Here is a 17,196-nt window from a genome sequence, read left to right on the forward strand (position 1 = left end):
TGCTGGTTGCCGCCGGAGAGTTTGCGGACTTCCGTCTCGATGGAGGGGGTGCGCACCCGTAGGCGGTCGGCGTAGTGCCGGGCGAGTTCGCGCTCCGCGCCGCGGCGCACGAAGCGCAGGCGGCGCAGGCGTTGCAGGACGACGGTGGAGGTGTTGTCGCGGATGGAGCGGTGCAGGAACAGGGCTTGGGCTTTGCGTTCCTCGGGAGCCAGGCCGAGGCCGGCCCGGATGACGGCGCCGGGTTTCCCGGAGGGCAGGCGGTGGCCGTCGAGGGTGACGGTGCCGGTGTGGATGGGGCGGTCGCCGGCCAGGGCGAGGGCGAGTTCGGAGCGGCCGGCGCCGATCAGGCCGGCCAGGCCGACGACTTCGCCGGCGCGCACCTGCAGGTCGATGTCGTGGACGTCGTCGGTGCTGACGCCGCGGACGTCCAGGACGATGCGGTCGGTGGCGACGTGTTCGCGGGAGAACATGGCGGACAGGTCGCGGCCGACCATCAGGCGTACCAGTTCGCCCTCGTGGGTGGCGGCGGTCTCCAGGACGCCGGCCAGGGCGCCGTCGCGCAGCACCGCGATGCGGTCGGCGAGTCGGAAGATCTCCTGCATGCGGTGGGAGACGTAGATGACGGCGATGCCGTTTTCGCGCAGGCGGCGGATGAGGGCGAAGAGCGCTTCGACCTCGTGGTCGGAGAGCGAGGAGGTGGGCTCGTCGAAGGCGATGACCTTGGCCTGGCCGGTCAGGGCGCGCATGATCTCGACCAGTTGGCGTTGGGCGGGGGTGAGTTGGGAGCCGAGCAGGTCGGGGTCCAGGACGCCGGCGAAGCCCAGGTGTTCGAGGTCGGCGCGGATGCGGCGGCGTAGTTCGGCGCGGTCCAGGCGGCGTCCGGCCGCGCGGGGCAGGGAGCCGGCGTAGACGTTCTCGGCGACCGAGACGTGCGGGATGATCTCGGGTTCCTGCGGGATGATCCGGATGCCGGCGCGGCGGGCGTCGATGGGCGAGGAGAGCTGGACGGGCTCGCCGTCCAGCAGCACCCGGCCCTCGGTGGGCTGGTGGTCACCGGTGAGGATCTTCAACAGGGTCGACTTCCCGGCCCCGTTCTCCCCCATCAACGCGGTCACCCGACCGGCCGGGAAATCCAGGGTGACACCGGCAAGAGCCTGCACGGCATCGAAGCGTTTGACGAGGTTCTCGACGCCTGCGCCGCTGCCGGGGCTGCCGGTGGCGGGGGAGGGCGGCCTCTCGGCGGGTGTGGTCATGGCGGGCCTCGCTGGAGAGTCTGGGCGGTGGGGCGGAGGGAGAAGGGGTGCCGGTGCGGCCCGCGAAGGGGTGGACACGGGGCCGCACCGGCGGTCACGCGGGGAGCGTCAGCTGCAGGAGGCGCCGGCGCTCTTCCAGGTGGTGGCGTCGACCATGGTGGTGGGGGCGAACGCCTCGGCGGGGAAGTCCTTGCCGTTCTTGAGCTTGTCGTACATGGTCTGGACGGCCAGCGCGCCGACGTCCTTGCCGTTGATGAACAGCGCCGCCTTCATCCCGGTCGGCGCGGCGCTCTGCCAGTCCTTGCACGCCAGGTAGGCGCCCAGGCCCACACCGATCACGTCGTCGGCCTTGAAACCGGCGTTGGCCAGCGCGGTCACACCGCCCTGCACGTTCTCGTCGTTGCAGCCCCACACGATCCAGTGCTTGACCCCCGCGTTGGCCGTCACCGTCGCGGCGATCTTGTCCTGCGCACCGGTGGGCGTGTTGTCGGTGGCCACGTCGATCTTCTGCACCTGCGCGCCCGCGGCCGCCGCGAACGCCGCGTCGGCCGCGCCGACCCGGTCGCCGCACACGGTGACGTCCTGCTTCCACGCCGAGACGATCCGGGTGTCGGCCGCGCTCCAGCCCGCCTTCTTGAACTCCTCCGCGGCCCGCTTGCCCACCTCCCCGCCCATCTGCTGGCCCGAGAACCCGATCCGCGCGATCAGCCCCGCCTTGTCACACGAGGACGGGTCCGGGCCGGTCGCGCAGATCTGGTCGTCCGAGGTCAGCAGCGCCACCTTCGCGTCCTTCGCGGTCTGCACCACCTGCGGGCCCACCGCCGGGTCCGGCACTACGATGATCAGACCGTTGCTCTTCTGCGCGATGGCCGACTGCACCTCGCTGATCGTCTTGTTCGCGTCGTTGCCCAGGTTCACGACCTTCAGGTCGATCCCCAACTCCGCGGCCTTCGCCTTCGCACCGTCCGCCTCACCGATGAAGTACTCCTGATCACCCTGCTTCTGCAGGTACGTCAACGAGATCTTCCCGTTGACCGGGGCCACGCTGCCGGCGGAGGAGGTGGACTCCTTGCCGGTGGAGCAGCCGGTCAGCGCGAGGGAGGCGACCAGGGCGGCGGCGCCGAGGGCGGCGGCTCTCCGAGTGGTGGGGGTGAGGGACATGTTCGGCTCCAGGAGGGGTGGGGGTGCTGAGTGGAAGGGGCGGTACGGGGGAAAGGTGGTCGGGGGCCCGGGCGGCGGCGGTGGCGCGGCGCTCAGGCGAAGCGGGCGGAGACGCCGCCGTCGACGGGCCAGTCCGCGCCGGTGACGAACCCGGAGAGGTCGGAGAGCAGGAAGGCCACCACGGCGGCGATGTCCCCGGGGGTGCCGAGGCGGCCGAGGATGTGCTTGTCCAGCGCTTCCCGGCGGACCTGCGGGGGGTTCTGGGCGAAGTACTCGGCGAGCAGGTCGGTCTCGATGTAGCCGGGGCTGACCGCGTTCACCCGCACGCCCCGGGGTCCGACCTCCAGGGCCAGGCTGCGGGTCAGGCCGACCAGGCCGGACTTGGCCGCCGCGTACGGGAACATGCCGGGGCAGGTCAGCGAGGCGTGCATGGAGGCGATGTTGACGATCGAGCCGCTGCCGCGGTCGAGCAGGTCGGGCAGGACGGCGCGGGCCACCAGCCAGGCGCCCTTGAGGTCGACGCCGAACACCTCCTCCCACTGGTCGACCGTCATGGCGACCGGGTCGGCGTAGGAGTTGCGGCCGGCGTTGTTGACCAGGCCGGTGGCGGGGCCGAGCCGCTCGCGCAGGGCCGCGACGGCGGTCGCGACCCGCGCCTCGTCGGTGATGTCGCAGGCGGCCGCGGCGGTGGCCGGGCCGAGCCGGTCGGCGAGCCGGGCGGCGCCGTCGCCGTCGATGTCCAGCAGGCCGACCCGGGCCCCGGCGCCCACCAGGGTGGTCGCGATGGCGGCGCCGATGCCCCGGGCGGCGCCGGTGACGAGGACGGTGTGGCCGGAGAGGTCGATCATGTGGTGCTTCCGTTCCGGACGGGGTGCAGGAACTCCTCGAACTCGGCGAGGAACCGGTCGACGCCGGCGGTCTCCTGCGGGTCCAGGGCGCGCGCGGGGCGGCGGCAGTACGGGCTGTCGATCAGACCGCGGCGGAACGAGACCAGCTTCTCGACCGCGATGATCAGCTCGACCTCCTGCATCCAGTACGCGAGGTAGGGGGTGAGCCGGGCGTGCAGTCGCAGGGCGTCGTCGTGCGCCCCATCGTGCCAGAGCTCCCATATCCGCTGGTAGACCTCGGTGAAGGAACAGCCCGGCTGCACCCCGGTGATGCCGCGGCGCAGGCCGTCGGCCAGTTGCAGGCCGGCGTAGCCGACGAAGGCGCGCAGGGCGGGGGTGCCGCCGGCCAGGTCCTCGGCGAGGCGGCCGGGCAGCGCGGTCTCGATCTTCACCGCGACCAGGTTGGGGTGCTCGTCGGCCAGGCGGCGCAGCCCGTCCGCGGTGAACGAGGAGCCGGTCTGGGCGGGCGCGTACTGGAGGATCACCGGGACGGGGGCGACGGCGGCCAGCACCGCGGTGACGTGCCGGTGGACCTCGGCGGCCGACGGCCCGAGGAAGTGCGGCGGCAGCAGGTTGACCGCGTCCGCGCCCGCCCCGACGGCCTCGGTGGCGCGCCGGACGGCCAGCCGGGTGGCGTGGTCGGGGATCGAGACCACGGCGGCCACGTCGGGCCGGGCGCCGGTCAGGTCGAGCAGCCGGTGGGTGAGCAGTTCCCGTTCGGCGTCGGAGAGTTTGTGGAACTCGCTGGCGAAGCCGGGGAACATGACGGCGCTGACGCCGGTGTCCAGGACGTGGCGCACCACCCGGTCGAAGCCCTCGAGGTCGAGGTCGCCGTCGTCGGTGAACGGCACTTCGAGCACCGGCATGACGCCGCGCAGCAGGCTCGCGGCCCCGGGCCGGTCGGTGGAGGCCGGGCCGGTCGCGTCGGTCGGGTCGGTCGCGCTCATCAGAAGGGGGCCTTTCCGGGCTGGTCGCCGCTGCGGCCGACCAGGAAGTCCAGGTCGACGCCCTGGTCGGCCTGCAGGACGCGCTCGACGTACAGCCGGGTCCAGCCGCGCTCGCCCTGGGCGGGGCGGGGCGGGGGCGTCCAGGCGGTGCGGCGGGCGAGCAGTTCGCCCGGGTCGACGTCCAGGTGCAGGGTGCGGGCGGCGACGTCGAGTTCGACGGTGTCGCCGGTGCGGACCAGGGCGAGCGGGCCGCCGACGGCGGCCTCGGGCGCCACGTGCAGCACGACGGTGCCGTAGGCGGTGCCGCTCATCCGGGCGTCGGAGATCCGCACCATGTCGGTGACGCCCTGGGCGAGCAGCTTGGCGGGCAGCGGCAGGTTGCCGAGTTCGGGCATGCCCGGGTAGCCGCGCGGGCCGAGGTTGCGCACCACCAGGACGGTGTCGGCGTCGACCGCCAGCTCCGGGTCGTCGGCGGCGCGCAGGTACTCCTCGATGCCGTCGAAGACCAGGGCCGGGCCCCGGTGGTGGAGCAGCGCGGGGGAGGCGGCGGACTGCTTGAGGACGGCGCCGCCGGGGGCCAGGTTGCCGCGCAGCACGGCGGTGCCGTTGTCGGCGCTCTGCACCGGGTTGTCCAGGGGCCGGATCACCTCGCGGTCCCAGACCCGGTGCCCGGCGAGGTTCTCGCCCAGGGTGCGGCCGGTGACGGTGGGCGCGCCGAGGTCCAGCAGGTCGCCGAGCTCGGCCATCAGGGCGGGCAGGCCGCCGGCGTAGGCGAAGTCCTCCATCAGGAAGCGGCCGCTGGGCATCAGGTCGGCCAGCAGCGGGACGCGGCGGCCGATCTCGTCGATGTCGTCCAGGGCCAGCGGGACGCCGACCCGGCCGGCGATGGCGAGCAGGTGCAGGACGGCGTTGGTGGAGCCGCCGATGGCCGCGTTGACGACCACGGCGTTGGTGAACGCCTCCCGGGTGAGCAGGTCGGAGGGGCGCAGCCCCTCGCGGGCCAGCTCGACGGCGCGGGCGCCGGACTGCTCGGCGAGCTGGGCGCGGCGGGCGTCGGCGGCGGGCAGCGCGGCGGCGGCGGGCAGCGACAGGCCGAGCGCCTCGGTGACGCAGCCCATGGTGGAGGCCGTCCCCATCGTCATGCAGTGGCCGGCCGAGCGGGCCAGGCAGCCCTCGAACTCGTCGAAGTCGTCCTGGGTGATGCGCTTGGCCCGCAGGTCCTCGCTCATCTTCCAGATGTCGGTGCCCGAGCCGACCGTCCTGCCGCGGAAGCGCCCGGTGAGCATGGGGCCGCCGGACAGCGCGATGGCGGGCAGGTCGACGCTGGCCGCGCCCATCAGCTGGGCGGGGAGGGTCTTGTCGCAGCCGCCGAGCAGGACGACCGCGTCCAGCGGGTTGGCCCGGATCGTCTCCTCGACGTCCATGCTCATCAGGTTGCGGAACATCATCGACGTGGGCCGCATCAGCGGTTCGCCGATCGACATGGTCGGGAACTCCAGGGCCAGCCCGCCGGCGGCGGTGATCCCGCGCCGAACCGACTCCGCGAGGGTGCGCAGGTGGGCGTTGCACGGGGTCAGTTCCGACCAGCTGTTGCAGATGCCCACGACGGGCTTGCCGCGCAGCTGGTCGCGGGTCAGGCCGAGCTGGCGCATGTGGTGGCGGGCGATGAAGCCCGCCTTGCCGGGGTCGTCCCACCAGGTGGAACTGCGCAGGGGGCTCATGGCTGACCGCCCTGGCGGGATGCTGCGGCGTGCTGTCGGCGCATCGGTGCGCGCCTCCTCAGAAAGTGCTCGGGGTCCGGACCGCGGAAGGGGGCCGGCGGACGGCGGGGCCGGCACCCGGGGCGGGTGCGGCGGTGGGCCGCCGGGGGATGTGGATCGATCGTGATACCTAGCAGCTAAGCTGTCAATGCTTCTCTTCATAACTTCTTAGCAGCTAGGCTCGGACCCCGCTCCGGCGCGTTCGAACGAAAGGGGAATGGCCTCATGACCATCGCGAGGGAGACCCTGAGCGACCTCGTCGTCCGGGAGATCATCGGGGAGATCGCCCAGCGGCGGCTGCGGGAGGGGGACGAGATCCCCTCCGAGGGCGAGCTCTCCGAGCGGCACGAGGTGAACCGGCTGGTGGTCCGGGAGGCGATCCGGATCCTGGTGGCCCGCGGCGTGCTGGCCTCCAGCCAGGGCAGGCGGGCCAGGGTCGCGGTCCCCAGTCCGGCGGTGCTCGGGCAGATCCTGGAGTTCCGGCTCAACCAGAACTCCATGGACGTGCGCGACCTGCTGGACACCCGCCGGGTGATCGAGGGCGAGCTCGCCCGGCGCGCCGCGATCCGGATCGCCGCCGGGCAGGGCTCCGCCGCTGGGGCCGCGCGGGCCCTGGAGGTGATGCGCGAGTCGGCCGCGGACAGCGAGGCGTTCGTCGCCGCCGACCTGGCCTTCCACCAGGCGGTGGCCGAACTGGCCTCCTCCGAGGTCTTCTCGTTCATCCTGGCGGCCATGAACGGCGCCCTGCTGGAGGCCCGGCGCGCCAGCTACCGCGGCCGGCAGCGGCGCGGCAGCGGCCAGGGCGACACGGTCGAGGCCCACCGGCTCATCCTGGACGCCATCACCTCGGGCGACGCCGAACGGGCCTCGGCGGCCATGACCGGCCACCTGGAGGAGACCAGCCGCGACCTCGGCCTGCTGTGAGCGCCGCCGACTGCGCGCCCGGCCGACCGTGCGCCCTGTCGTCGCGGGGCAGGCCCCTTGGCAACTAGGCTGCTAAGCAGCTATAAGTAGGGGGTTGGGCCCACCGGTGCACCCCAGCGCACCGGCGGGCCCGGCATCCAGGCCCGGCCTCCCGTGCCCCGTCCGCACCGCGACCGGCCTGCACCGCGACCGGCCCGCACCGGTCCGCCGCGCCCGCGACCGCCCGGCCAGTCCGCGACCGCCCGGCCCGCCCCCGGCCACCCTCCGGCCGCACCCGCCGCCCGGCCCCGGCCGCCACCGCGCCACCACCCAAGGGACCCGCCATGCTCACCGACCTGCCGTACCGGACGATCGCCATCGTGCGCGGGAAGGACCGCGACGCCGCGCTGCGCACGGTGCTCACCCTCGCCGAGGAGGGCATCACCGCCGCCGAGGTGTCGTTCACCACCCCCGACGCCCCCTGGGTGATCGACCGGGCCCGCCGCGAACTCGGCCCCGACGCCCTGCTCGGCGCGGGCACCGTACTGACCGCCACCGCCGCCGCCCGCGCCGCCGACGCCGGGGCGAACTTCCTGGTCACCCCCGGCCTGGGCACCGACCTGCGCCGCGCCGCGCCCTTCGCGCTGCCCCTCCTCGCCGGGGCCCTCACCCCGGGCGAGGTGATGGACGCCGTCGAGCACGGCGCCACCGCCGTCAAGCTCTTCCCCGCCTCGTTCGGCGGCCCCGACTACCTCGCCGCCCTGCGCGCCCCCTTCCCGGACGTCCCGTTCGTCCCGGTGGGCGGCGTCGACGCGGACGCCGCCCGGGCCTACCTGGCCGCCGGGGCGGTCGCCGTCGGCGTCGGCTCCCCGCTGATCGGCGACGCCGCCGACACCGGCGACCTCGGCCCGCTGCGGGCCCGGATCGCCGCCTGGCGCACCGCGCTCGCCGAGGAGGCCGCCGCGTGAGCGCCGCCACCGCGCCCGAGGTCGTCACCGTCGGAGAGGCGATGGCCGCGCTGCGGGCCACCGGCCCGATCAAGCTCGGCCCCGCGATGGAGCTGTCCGTGGCCGGTGCGGAGTCCAACGTCGCCATCGGCCTGGCCCGGCTCGGCCACCGGGCCGCCTGGGTGGGCGCGGTGGGCGACGACGCGTTCGGCGCACTGGTCCTGCGCACCCTGCGGGCCGAGGGCGTCGACACCACCCACGCCCGCACCGACCGGGAGGGGCGGCCCACCGGCCTGCTGATCCGCGAGAACGGCATCGGCGACCTGGCCCGGGTCGGCTACTACCGGGCGGGCTCCGCCGGGTCCGCGCTCCGGCACCACGACGTCCTGCCCGCGCTGGACCCCGCCGTGCGGATCCTGCACCTGACCGGCATCACCCCGGCGCTGAGCGGGACCGCCGCCGAGGCGGTCCTGGCCGCCGCCGAACGGGCCCGCACGCTCGGCATCCTGGTCTGCCTGGACGTCAACTACCGGGCCCGGCTGTGGAATCCGGACCGGGCCGGGAAGGTGCTGCGGCCCCTGGCCCGGTTCGCCGACATCCTGGTCGCCTCCGCCGACGAACTGCACCTGGTCTGCGACCGGCCCGGCCTCGACGAGGACGACGCGGTCGCCGAACTGCTCGCCCAGGGCCGCCGCGAGGTGGTCCTCACCCGCGGCGCGGACGGCGCCGGCGTCACCACCGCCGACGGCACCGTCACCGCCGCGGCCCGCCGGGTGCCGGTCGCGGACGTGATCGGCGCCGGCGACGCCTTCGTGGCCGGGTACCTCTCCGCCACCCTCGACGGGCTCGACCCGGCGGCCCGCCTGCACCGGGCCACCGCCACCGGCGCCTTCGCCGTCGCCACCCGCGGCGACTGGGAGGGCCTGCCCGTCCGCGACGACCTCGACCTGCTGGACCGGCCCGCCGGCACCACCCTGCGCTGAACCCGGAGACCGCCCATGGCACCGGAACCCACCCCCCGCACCGTCCACGCCCCCGGCGACCACGAGCTCGCCGAAGGCGCCCGCTGGGTCGACGGGCGGCTGGTCTTCGTCGACATCCCGACCGGACGGCTGCTCGAACTCCCGCCCGCCACCCCGCACACCCCCCGGGAACTGCTGCGCCTGGACGTCCCCCTCGGGGCGGTCGCGCCGCTCGCCGACCGCCCCGGCCACTGGATCGCCGCCGCCGGGACGGGCATCGCCCTGCTCACCCCGCACGGGCTGGTGCGCTGGCTGGCCCGGCCCGAGGACGGACGCCCGTTCCCGGTCCGGATGAACGACGGCGTCTGCGACCCGGCCGGCCGCTTCTGGGCGGGCAGCATGTCCGAAGGCGGTGCCGTCCCCGGCGCGGGCTCGCTCTACCGCACCGACCCGGACGGCTCGGTGCACCGCGTGCTGAGCGGGCTGACCGTCGCCAACGGCCCGGCCTTCAACGCCGACGCCACCGTGCTCTACCTCGCCGACAGCGCCCTCGGCACGATCCACCGCCTCACCCTCGACCCGGACGGGGAGCCCACCGGCACCGAGGAGTTCACCCGACTCGCCGCCGGCGCGCCCGACGGCATGACCGTCGACACCGAAGGCTGCCTGTGGGTGGCCGTCTGGGACGGGGCGGCCGTCCACCGCTACCACCCCGACGGCGCCCTGCTCGACGTCCTGCGCCTGCCCACCCCCCGGCCCACCTCGGTCTGCCTGCGCCCCGAGGGCGGCCTGCTGCTGGTCACCACCGCCCGCCAGGGCCTGAGTGGCGACGTCGGCCCCGCCGGGTCGGTGCTCGCCGTCCCCGTGGACGCGGCGGCACCCCCCGCCGCCGCCTTCCGCCTGCACTGACGCCTGCGCTGACGCCTGTCCCGACGCCTGCGCCGACCACCCCCGCACCCCGGGGGAGCTCCACCGCCGACCGCCGCGCCGCACGACCTGCCGCGGCGGTCGTCGGCATGCCCGCACGCGTTCCGACCAGGGCGGCAGTCGGCGGCGGGAGCCGGCGGTCCGGCAGCGGGCGGGAGGCGGGAAACGGCGGCGGGCGGGTGGCGGGTTGGCGGAAATCCGCCGGAAACATCTGCTGCGCGGGGTATTGCCGCCGGGGCCCGCGTCCCCTTATATCTGCTTAGAAGCTTAGCTGCTAAGAAAGGCACGCCGGTGACGCCACCCCGCCACACCGCCCCCACCCCGTCCGACTCCACCGGTGGCGGCTTCTCGCGCCGCGCCGCGCTGAAGGGCCTCGCCGCCGCCGGACTGCTCACCGCCGTCGGGACCGGCGGCCTGTTCCTCGCCGCCCCCGCCGGCGCGGCCACCGCCACCCCCGAGATCCCGCCGCTGCCCGACACCGTCTCCGGGGTCGCCACCCCCCGGCTGCCGATCACCTCGGGCTGGCGCTACACCACCACCCCGCCCGCCTCGTTCTGGACCACGGGCACCGACACCTCGTCCTGGGCGCAGGTCACCGTCCCCGGCGAGCCCGCCCTACAGAGCCAGGACGTCAAGTCCGGCACCGAGTGCGCCTACTCCGTCCAGGTCACCGTCCCCGCCGACTACGCCGGACGCCGCGTCCTGCTGCGCTTCGACGGCGTCTACAACTACGCCCGGCTGTGGGTCAACGGCACCCTGGTGCGCACCCACGACGGCGGCTTCACCACCTGGTACGCCGACATCACCTCGCTGGTCACCCCCGGCCAGCAGGCCACCGTCACCCTCGGCGTCACCGACAGGCCCACCAGCATCGCCGGGCAGTCCGACTACGCGCACCACGTCATCGGCGGCATCCTGCGCGACGTGACGCTGGTGGCGCTGCCCGCCGCCTACCTCACCCGGCTGCACGCCGACACCACGTTCGACTCCTCCTACACCAACGCCACCCTCACCGTCACCGCCGCCGCCGCGCTGCTGCCGGCCGGCACCAGCGGCACCGTCGCCCTGACCCTGACCGACCCCGACGGCCAGCAGGTCGCGCTCTCCCCGGCCACCCTCACGGTCAGCGCCACCGCGCCGCAGACCTCGGTGGCGATCCCGGTCACCGCCCCGCGCAAGTGGGACGCCGAGCACCCCGACCTCTACACCCTCAAGGCCACCTTCCAGGCCCAGGGGCAGACCCAGACCGTCACCCGGCAGATCGGCTTCCGGCAGGTCAAGGTCCAGGGCAACCAGCTGCTCGTCAACGGCAAGCCGGTGCACCTGCTGGGCGTCTGCCACCACAGCATCACCGAGACCCTGGGCCGCTCCACCACCCCCGCCCAGGAGGAGCAGGCCGCCCGCCTCTACAAGGAGGCGAACTGCAACTTCATCCGCACCTCGCACTACCCGCCGACCCCCGCCCTGCTGGAGTGGGCCGACAGGCTGGGCCTGTACGTCGAGGTCGAGGCGCCGGTCTGCTTCCAGTACAACACCGTCGACGACGCCAACTACACCGAGCAGTACATGACGCAGTACGCCGAGATGCTGGAGCGCGACCGCAGCCACGCCTGCGTGGTGGAGTGGTCGGTCGGCAACGAGAGCGGGATGGGCACCAACTTCGCCCAGGAGAACACCTACTCGCACCAGACCGACCCGTCCCGGCCCACCGTCTTCGAGGACGTCAGCCAGAAGAACGGCGGCACCCAGACCGACGTCTACAGCGGCCACTACCCGACCCTGACCAACTCCAACGGCAACGCCAACCAGCCCGTCCAGTACGGCGAGTTCTCCCACGTGCCGTGCTACAACACCGGCACCCTGCAGGTCGACCCCGGCGCCCGGGACTTCTGGGGCCACAGCATCGCCAAGCACGCCGAGAAGTTCCGCACCACCAGCGGCGTGGTCGGCGGCGCGATCTGGGCGGCCATCGACGAGGTCTTCCACCTCGACTCCGGGCCGATCGGCTACGGCGAGTGGGGCGTCATCGACCTGTGGCGCCGCCGCAAGCCGGAGTTCTGGCTGACCAAGAAGGCGTTCTCGCCGGTGCGGATCGCCGACGGCGTGCTGACCGGGCTCACCCCCGGCGGGGCGATCCCGGTGCCGGTCACCAACTGGTACGACCACACCGACCTCTCCGAACTGACCATCACCTGGAAGATCGGCAGCCGGTCCGGCACCCTCACCGGCGTCGGCGTCCCCGCCCGGCAGAGCGGCACGCTCACCGTCCCGGCCGGCGCCTGGTCCGCGGGCGACGCGCTGCGGCTGACCTTCTCGCGCTCCGGCGCCCTGGTCGACGACTACAGCCTGTGGCTCAACACCCGCACCACGCCCAGCTTCCCCGCCCCCGGCGGCACCACCCCCACCGTCCAGGACGCCGCCGGGCGGATCACCGTCACCGGCGTCGACACCCCCTTCACCGTCGTCTTCGACAAGGCCACCGCCCGCCTCGTCCAGGCCACCGCGGGCAGCGCCACCGTCCTCACCGGCGGCCCCGACCTGGTCATCTCCCGCACCTCCCCCGGCCAGTGGACCGGCAGCTCGGCCGCCGTCACCACCACCGGCGGCCAGGCGGTGGTCACCCTCACCGGCCAGTTCGGCTCGATCAACACCACCGTCAAGATCGCCATCGACGGCCGCGGCCTGCTCACCACCACCTACACCATCGCCAACCCGCCCGCCGGCTCGCCCAGCGACGTCGGCATCCGCTACACCCTCGCCGAGGGCACCGACACCCTGAACTGGCAGCGCGACGCCCAGTGGACGGTCTACCCCGACGACCACATCGGCCGGGCCGCCGGCACCGCCACCAGGACCCGGGCCTCCGGCACCGACGGCTACCGCACCGCACCGACCTGGCCCTGGTCCCAGGACACCCACAGCTACTTCCTGTTCGGCAAGGACAGCGCCGCCCACTGGACCAACGACTTCCGCAGCACCAAGGCGAACGTCCGCCTCGCCAAGGCCACCGCCGGAGCCTCCGGCCCCGGCGCCCAGGTCGAGTCCGACGGCAGCGACTCGGTCCGCCTGGAACCCGCCGCCCCGGCCGTCATCGACGACTCCTCGTCCCAGATCGTCTACACCGGCGCCTGGACCCACGCCGACCCGTCGAGCAGCTACACCGGCGGCGACCTCTTCTCCACCGAGTCCTTCAGCAACGCCACCGGCGCCAACGCCCAGCTCACCTTCACCGGCACCGGCGTCGGCCTCTACTCCGCCCGCGCCAACAACCTCGGCATCGTCAAGATCTCCATCGACGGCACCCAGGTCGCCACCGTCGACCTCTACGGCCCCGGCAAGATCCCCGCCCAGCTGGTCTTCCGCAGCGCCGACCTCCCCTACGGGCAGCACACCGTCAAGGTCGAGTGCACCGGCACCAAGAACACCGCCTCCAGCGGCACCTACGCCCTGATCGACGCCTTCAAGGTGGTCAGTTCGGTCATCGACGACGCCTCCGGCCAGGTCACCTACACCGGCACCTGGACCCACGGCGACGCCACCCAGTCCTGGACCTCCGGCGACCTGGCCCGCACCGAGTCCTTCAGCCGGACGAACGGCGACACCGCCACCACCACCTTCCGCGGCACCGGCATCCGGGTGATCGCCCCCAAGAGCTCCAACCAGGGCATCGCCGAGATCTCCGTCGACGGCGGCACCCCCACCCAGGTCGACCTGTACGCCGCCGGCAAGCAGTTCGCCCAGACCGTCTTCGAGAAGACCGGCCTCACCGACGGCCTCCACACGGTGAAGATCAAGGTCACCGGCACCAAGAACGCCTCGTCCTCCGACACCTACGTCGTGCTCGACGCCTTCGAGGTCATCACCCCCGACCCCTACGCCGCCCTGCCCGGCGTCAACCTCGTCATCAGCTCCAAGCTCAACTACCCCGACCTCGCCTGGGGCAACTACACCGACCCGGCGATCACCCTGCCCGCCAACTACAGCGCCACCGCGAAGCTGCGGCTGCTCGGCTGACGGGCCGACCGGCCGTTCGCCGACCCGTGACACCGGCCGGGGCCGCTTCCCGCGAGGGGGAGCGGCCCCGGCTGCTTTCGGTGCGGGGAGGGCGCAGCGGGTGCCGTGCGGGCGCGTCGGTCAGGAGTCGACCGACGGGCCGGCTGGTGTGCCGACCGACGGGCCGGCCGGTGTGCAGACCGACGGGCCGGAGGACGGGCCGGCCGGTGTGCCGCAGCGGGCCGCCAGGACGGCGCCGGCCCGGTACAGCCAGTGCGCCGGCTCCCGGCAGGCGGCGGCGGACGAGCCCGCCAGGGCGGAGAGCGTCAGCACCTCCGGGGCGTCCGCCGCACCCGCCACCACCACCGAGGGGACCCCGGCCGCCGAGGCCAGCCGCACCACCTCGCCGACCGCCTTCCCCTGCAGGCTGGTCGCGTCGAACCGGCCCTCCCCGGTGATCACCAGGTCGGCCGAGGCCACCGCCGCGGGCAGCCCCAGCAACCGCGCCACCGCCGCCGCACCGGGCTCGACCACCGCGCCCCAGCCGGCCGCCAGGCCGTACCCGGTGCCACCGGCCGCCCCCGCGCCCGGCGCGGCCGGGTCGCCGCCCAGCAGCTCGGCCAGCCGCGCCAACCGCCGCTCCAACAGGGCGACCTCGGGCTCACCGGCCCCCTTCTGCGGGCCGTACACGGCCGCCGCGCCGCGCCCGCCCAGCAGCGGGTTGGTCACGTCGGTCAGCAGCACCACCCCGCCGGGCGGCGCCGTCCGCAGCGCGGAGCGGTCGAGCACCCGGGCCGCCTCCAGGGCCCGGTCGAGACCGGCCGGACCGTCGTCCAGCACCCGGCCCGCGCCGTCCCGCAGCCGCGCGCCGAGCGCGGCCAGCAGCCCGTAGCCGCCGTCGGTCGACGCCGACCCGCCGAGGCCGATCACCAGCCGCCGGGCACCGGCGTCCAGGGCGGCCGCGACGGTCTCCCCGGTGCCCCGGGTGGTGGCCGTCAGCGGGCGCAACCGGCCGCCCAGCAGCGGCAGTCCACTGGCCACCGCGAGCTCCACCACCGCCGTCCCGTCCGGCAGCAGGGCGAACCGCCCCCGCACCGGCCGGCCGTCCGGCCCGCTCACGTCCGGCACCTCGACCAGCCGTACGCCCGCGCCCGCGCCCGGGGCCGGGGCCGCTTCCGCGTCGGTGTCGGTGCTCGTGCCGGTGCTCGTGCCGGTACTCGTGCTCGTGCCGGTGCTCGCCGAGACGACCGCCGCGAGGGTGCCCTCGCCCCCGTCCGCCATCGGCAGGCAGCGCAGCTCGTCCCACCCGCGCACCGAACGCCACCCGGCGGTCAGCGCACCGGCCGCGTCCGCCGCGTCGATCGTCCCCTTGAACGAGTCCGGTGCCACCACGACCCGCATCAGCCCGCCTCCGCCCTGCCCGCGCCCATCGCCGTCAGCACCGGACGACGTGCGTCCGGTGGCGCTCCCGCACCGTCGCCAGGGTCTGCGCGCCAGGAGTGTTCCACACCGCCTCGTTGAACAGCTCGACCTCGATCCAGCCGGTGTAGCCGGCCTCCGTGACCCGGTCGGTCAGCCACCCGAAGTCGATGTGGCCGTCGCCGACGTGCCCCCGGCCCAGCAGCGCGTCCGCCGGCAGCGGCAGCGTCCAGTCGCACACCTGGTAGGCGGCGATCCGGCCGCCCGCCCCGGCGCGGGCCAGCTGCCGCGCCAACTCCGGGTCCCACCACACGTGGTAGCTGTCCACCACGACGCCCACCCGGTCCGCCGGGTGCGCCTCGGCGAGGTCGAGGGCCTGGCCGAGGGTGGAGACGACGGCGCGGTCCGCGCAGAACATCGGGTGCAGCGGCTCGATCGCCAGCCGGACGCCGAAGTCCCCCGCGTGCGGGGCCAGTTCACCGATCAGGTCGGTGACCTGGCGGCGGGCGCCCACCAGGTCCCGGCTGCCGGGCGGCAGGCCGCCCACCACCAGCACCAGGGTGTCGGTGCCGAGTTCGGCGGCCTCCTCGATCGCCGCCAGGTTGTCCGCCAGCGCCGCGCGCCGCGCCGCCTCGTCACCCGCCGTCAGGAAACCGCCCCGGCACAGGCTGCTCACCGCCAGGCCCGCGTCCCGGCACAGCCGGGCCGCCCGGGCCACGCCGGTCTCCGCGACCTTGTCCCGCCACAGTCCGATCGCCGGGACGCCCGCCGCCACGCACCCGCGCACCGCCTCCTCCAGCGTCCACCCCTTGGTGGTGATCTGGTTCAGCGACAGCCGCTCGCAGCCCTCGGCCGCCCCCGGCGCCCGCCCCGCGCTCACGCCCGCACCCCCGCCAGCGCCAGGAACTCCCGCATCCGGCCCGCGGCCAGCTCCGGATCGCCCAACACCCCTGCGGCGTCCGCGAGCCGGAACAGCTCCACCAGGTGGCTGACCGACCGCCCGCTCTGCGCGCCCGCGACCATCGTGAAGTGCTCCTGGTACCCGCACAGCCAGGCCAGGAACACGATGCCCGTCTTGTAGTGGAACGTCGGCGCCGCGAACAGGTGCCGCGCCAGCGGCACGGTCGGCGCGAACAGCGCGTCGTAGCGCGCCGGGTCACCGGCGTCCAGCGCGTGCAGCGCGGCCGCGGCGACCTGCGCGATCGGGTCGAAGACGCCCAGCAGTGCGTGGCTGTGGCCGAGTTCGTCGCCCTTGACCAACTCCGGGTAGTGGAAGTCGTCGCCCGTGTACAGCCGCACCCCGGACGGCAGTTCGCGCCGCAGCGCGACCTCCCGGCCCGCGTCCAGCAGCGACACCTTGATGCCGTCGATCCGCCCCGGGTGGCTGCGGATCAGCTCCAGCACCGTCGCCGCCGCCGCGTCCAGGTCGTCCGCGCCCCAGTAGCCGGCCAGCGCCGGGTCGAACATCTCGCCCAACCAGTGCAGCACCACCGGCCGCTGCGACTGCTCGACCAGCCGCCCGTACACCTCCAGGTAGTCCTCCGGCCCGCGCGCCGACGCCGCCAGCGCCCGGCTCGCCATCAGGATCGGCTGCGCCCCGGCCTCCTCCACCACCGCCAACTGCTCCTCGTACGCGGCCAGTACCGCCGTCAACGGGACGTCGGTGCCGTTCAGTTGGTCGGTGCCCGCGCCGCAGGCCAGCCGCCCGCCGACCGAGCGGGCCGCCGCGCCCGAGCGGCGGATCAGCTCCCGGGTCGCCGCCCAGTCCAGGCCCATGCCGCGCTGCGCGGTGTCCATCGCGTCGGCCACCCCCAGGCCCAGCGACCACAGCCGGTGGCGGAACGCGAGCGTGGCCTCCCAGTCCACGGCCGCTGGCGCGCCCGGCGCGTTGCCGCCGAACGGGTCGGCCACCACGTGGGCGGCGGCGAACGCCACCCGGGAGGCGGCCGGCTCGGACGGGACGCCGTCCAGCGGCTGCGGGTCGCGCAGGCGGTACCGGCCGGTGCCGGGCAGATCGAGATGCGTCATGGGTCAGAC

General features: G+C 74.6%; 13 protein-coding genes. 5 read left to right on the forward strand and 8 right to left on the reverse strand.

Annotated features, from left to right (window positions below):
* The 5 genes from ACIQVD_RS07660 to ACIQVD_RS07680 form a co-directional block, all read right to left on the reverse strand.
* A partial coding sequence (locus ACIQVD_RS07660; RefSeq protein WP_402286732.1) for a sugar ABC transporter ATP-binding protein occupies window positions 1-1,253 on the reverse strand: 1,253 nt, incomplete at its 3' end.
* 108 nt (window positions 1,254-1,361) lie between these two features.
* Window positions 1,362-2,414, reverse strand: coding sequence for a substrate-binding domain-containing protein (locus ACIQVD_RS07665; RefSeq protein WP_402286734.1), 1,053 nt, complete (start codon window positions 2,412-2,414; stop codon window positions 1,362-1,364).
* 92 nt (window positions 2,415-2,506) lie between these two features.
* Window positions 2,507-3,262 (reverse strand): SDR family NAD(P)-dependent oxidoreductase, encoded by a 756-nt coding sequence (locus tag ACIQVD_RS07670; RefSeq protein WP_400678521.1) that lies wholly within the window; start codon window positions 3,260-3,262, stop codon window positions 2,507-2,509.
* Window positions 3,259-4,248 carry a dihydrodipicolinate synthase family protein gene (locus ACIQVD_RS07675; protein WP_400678522.1) on the reverse strand — a complete coding sequence of 330 codons (990 nt, stop codon included), beginning with the start codon at window positions 4,246-4,248 and terminating at the stop codon, window positions 3,259-3,261. The genes ACIQVD_RS07670 and ACIQVD_RS07675 overlap by 4 nt, the downstream gene beginning before the upstream one ends.
* Window positions 4,248-5,969, reverse strand: a complete 1,722-nt coding sequence (locus tag ACIQVD_RS07680) for an IlvD/Edd family dehydratase (RefSeq protein WP_400678523.1) — start codon at window positions 5,967-5,969, stop codon at window positions 4,248-4,250. The genes ACIQVD_RS07675 and ACIQVD_RS07680 overlap by 1 nt, the downstream gene beginning before the upstream one ends.
* Window positions 5,970-6,233: 264 nt before the next feature.
* On the opposite strand from ACIQVD_RS07680, the gene ACIQVD_RS07685 reads away from it, so the two are divergent.
* From ACIQVD_RS07685 to ACIQVD_RS07705, 5 genes are all read left to right on the forward strand, one after another.
* The gene (locus ACIQVD_RS07685; protein WP_400678524.1) at window positions 6,234-6,932 is read left to right on the forward strand and encodes a FadR/GntR family transcriptional regulator; all 699 of its coding nucleotides are present in this window, start codon (window positions 6,234-6,236) and stop codon (window positions 6,930-6,932) included.
* A gap of 323 nt (window positions 6,933-7,255) precedes the next feature.
* A complete protein-coding gene (locus tag ACIQVD_RS07690; protein WP_402286739.1) occupies window positions 7,256-7,879 on the forward strand; it encodes a bifunctional 4-hydroxy-2-oxoglutarate aldolase/2-dehydro-3-deoxy-phosphogluconate aldolase in 624 nt (207 codons plus the stop codon).
* A gap of 41 nt (window positions 7,880-7,920) precedes the next feature.
* The gene (locus tag ACIQVD_RS07695) at window positions 7,921-8,841 is read left to right on the forward strand and encodes a sugar kinase (protein WP_402287715.1); all 921 of its coding nucleotides are present in this window, start codon (window positions 7,921-7,923) and stop codon (window positions 8,839-8,841) included.
* A 15-nt stretch (window positions 8,842-8,856) separates the two neighbouring features.
* On the forward strand, window positions 8,857-9,729 hold the full coding sequence (locus ACIQVD_RS07700; protein WP_400678528.1) for an SMP-30/gluconolactonase/LRE family protein: 873 nt from the start codon (window positions 8,857-8,859) through the stop codon (window positions 9,727-9,729).
* Window positions 9,730-10,038: 309 nt separating this feature from the next.
* A complete protein-coding gene (locus ACIQVD_RS07705; RefSeq protein WP_402286741.1) occupies window positions 10,039-13,761 on the forward strand; it encodes a glycoside hydrolase family 2 TIM barrel-domain containing protein in 3,723 nt (1,240 codons plus the stop codon).
* A 120-nt stretch (window positions 13,762-13,881) separates the two neighbouring features.
* Here ACIQVD_RS07705 and ACIQVD_RS07710 read toward each other — a convergent pair whose 3' ends face one another.
* Genes ACIQVD_RS07710 through ACIQVD_RS07720 form a run of 3 tightly spaced genes read right to left on the reverse strand, consistent with a single transcriptional unit; the run spans window position 13,882 to window position 17,187 of the window.
* Window positions 13,882-15,141 (reverse strand): glycerate kinase, encoded by a 1,260-nt coding sequence (locus tag ACIQVD_RS07710; protein WP_402286743.1) that lies wholly within the window; start codon window positions 15,139-15,141, stop codon window positions 13,882-13,884.
* Window positions 15,142-15,175: 34 nt separating this feature from the next.
* On the reverse strand, window positions 15,176-16,039 hold the full coding sequence (locus tag ACIQVD_RS07715) for a sugar phosphate isomerase/epimerase family protein (RefSeq protein ID WP_402286745.1): 864 nt from the start codon (window positions 16,037-16,039) through the stop codon (window positions 15,176-15,178).
* On the reverse strand, window positions 16,036-17,187 hold the full coding sequence (locus ACIQVD_RS07720) for a dihydrodipicolinate synthase family protein (protein ID WP_402286747.1): 1,152 nt from the start codon (window positions 17,185-17,187) through the stop codon (window positions 16,036-16,038). Before ACIQVD_RS07720 ends, ACIQVD_RS07715 begins: the two co-directional genes overlap by 4 nt.
* Between the last annotated feature and the right edge of the window lie 9 nt (window positions 17,188-17,196).

Source organism: Kitasatospora sp. NPDC090308, from assembly GCF_044769485.1.
GTDB classification, from domain to species: Bacteria; Actinomycetota; Actinomycetes; order Streptomycetales; family Streptomycetaceae; genus Kitasatospora; species Kitasatospora fiedleri.

Bases quoted from the DNA above. Each gene is read 5' to 3' on its own strand.
- ACIQVD_RS07665 (WP_402286734.1), bottom strand. From the start codon at position 2,414: ATGTCCCTCACCCCCACCACTCGGAGAGCCGCCGCCCTCGGCGCCGCC.
- ACIQVD_RS07670 (WP_400678521.1), bottom strand. From the start codon at position 3,262: ATGATCGACCTCTCCGGCCACACCGTCCTCGTCACCGGCGCCGCCCGG.
- ACIQVD_RS07675 (WP_400678522.1), bottom strand. From the start codon at position 4,248: ATGAGCGCGACCGACCCGACCGACGCGACCGGCCCGGCCTCCACCGAC.
- ACIQVD_RS07680 (WP_400678523.1), bottom strand. From the start codon at position 5,969: ATGAGCCCCCTGCGCAGTTCCACCTGGTGGGACGACCCCGGCAAGGCG.
- ACIQVD_RS07685 (WP_400678524.1), top strand. From the start codon at position 6,234: ATGACCATCGCGAGGGAGACCCTGAGCGACCTCGTCGTCCGGGAGATC.
- ACIQVD_RS07690 (WP_402286739.1), top strand. From the start codon at position 7,256: ATGCTCACCGACCTGCCGTACCGGACGATCGCCATCGTGCGCGGGAAG.
- ACIQVD_RS07695 (WP_402287715.1), top strand. From the start codon at position 7,921: ATGGCCGCGCTGCGGGCCACCGGCCCGATCAAGCTCGGCCCCGCGATG.
- ACIQVD_RS07700 (WP_400678528.1), top strand. From the start codon at position 8,857: ATGGCACCGGAACCCACCCCCCGCACCGTCCACGCCCCCGGCGACCAC.
- ACIQVD_RS07710 (WP_402286743.1), bottom strand. From the start codon at position 15,141: ATGCGGGTCGTGGTGGCACCGGACTCGTTCAAGGGGACGATCGACGCG.
- ACIQVD_RS07720 (WP_402286747.1), bottom strand. From the start codon at position 17,187: ATGACGCATCTCGATCTGCCCGGCACCGGCCGGTACCGCCTGCGCGAC.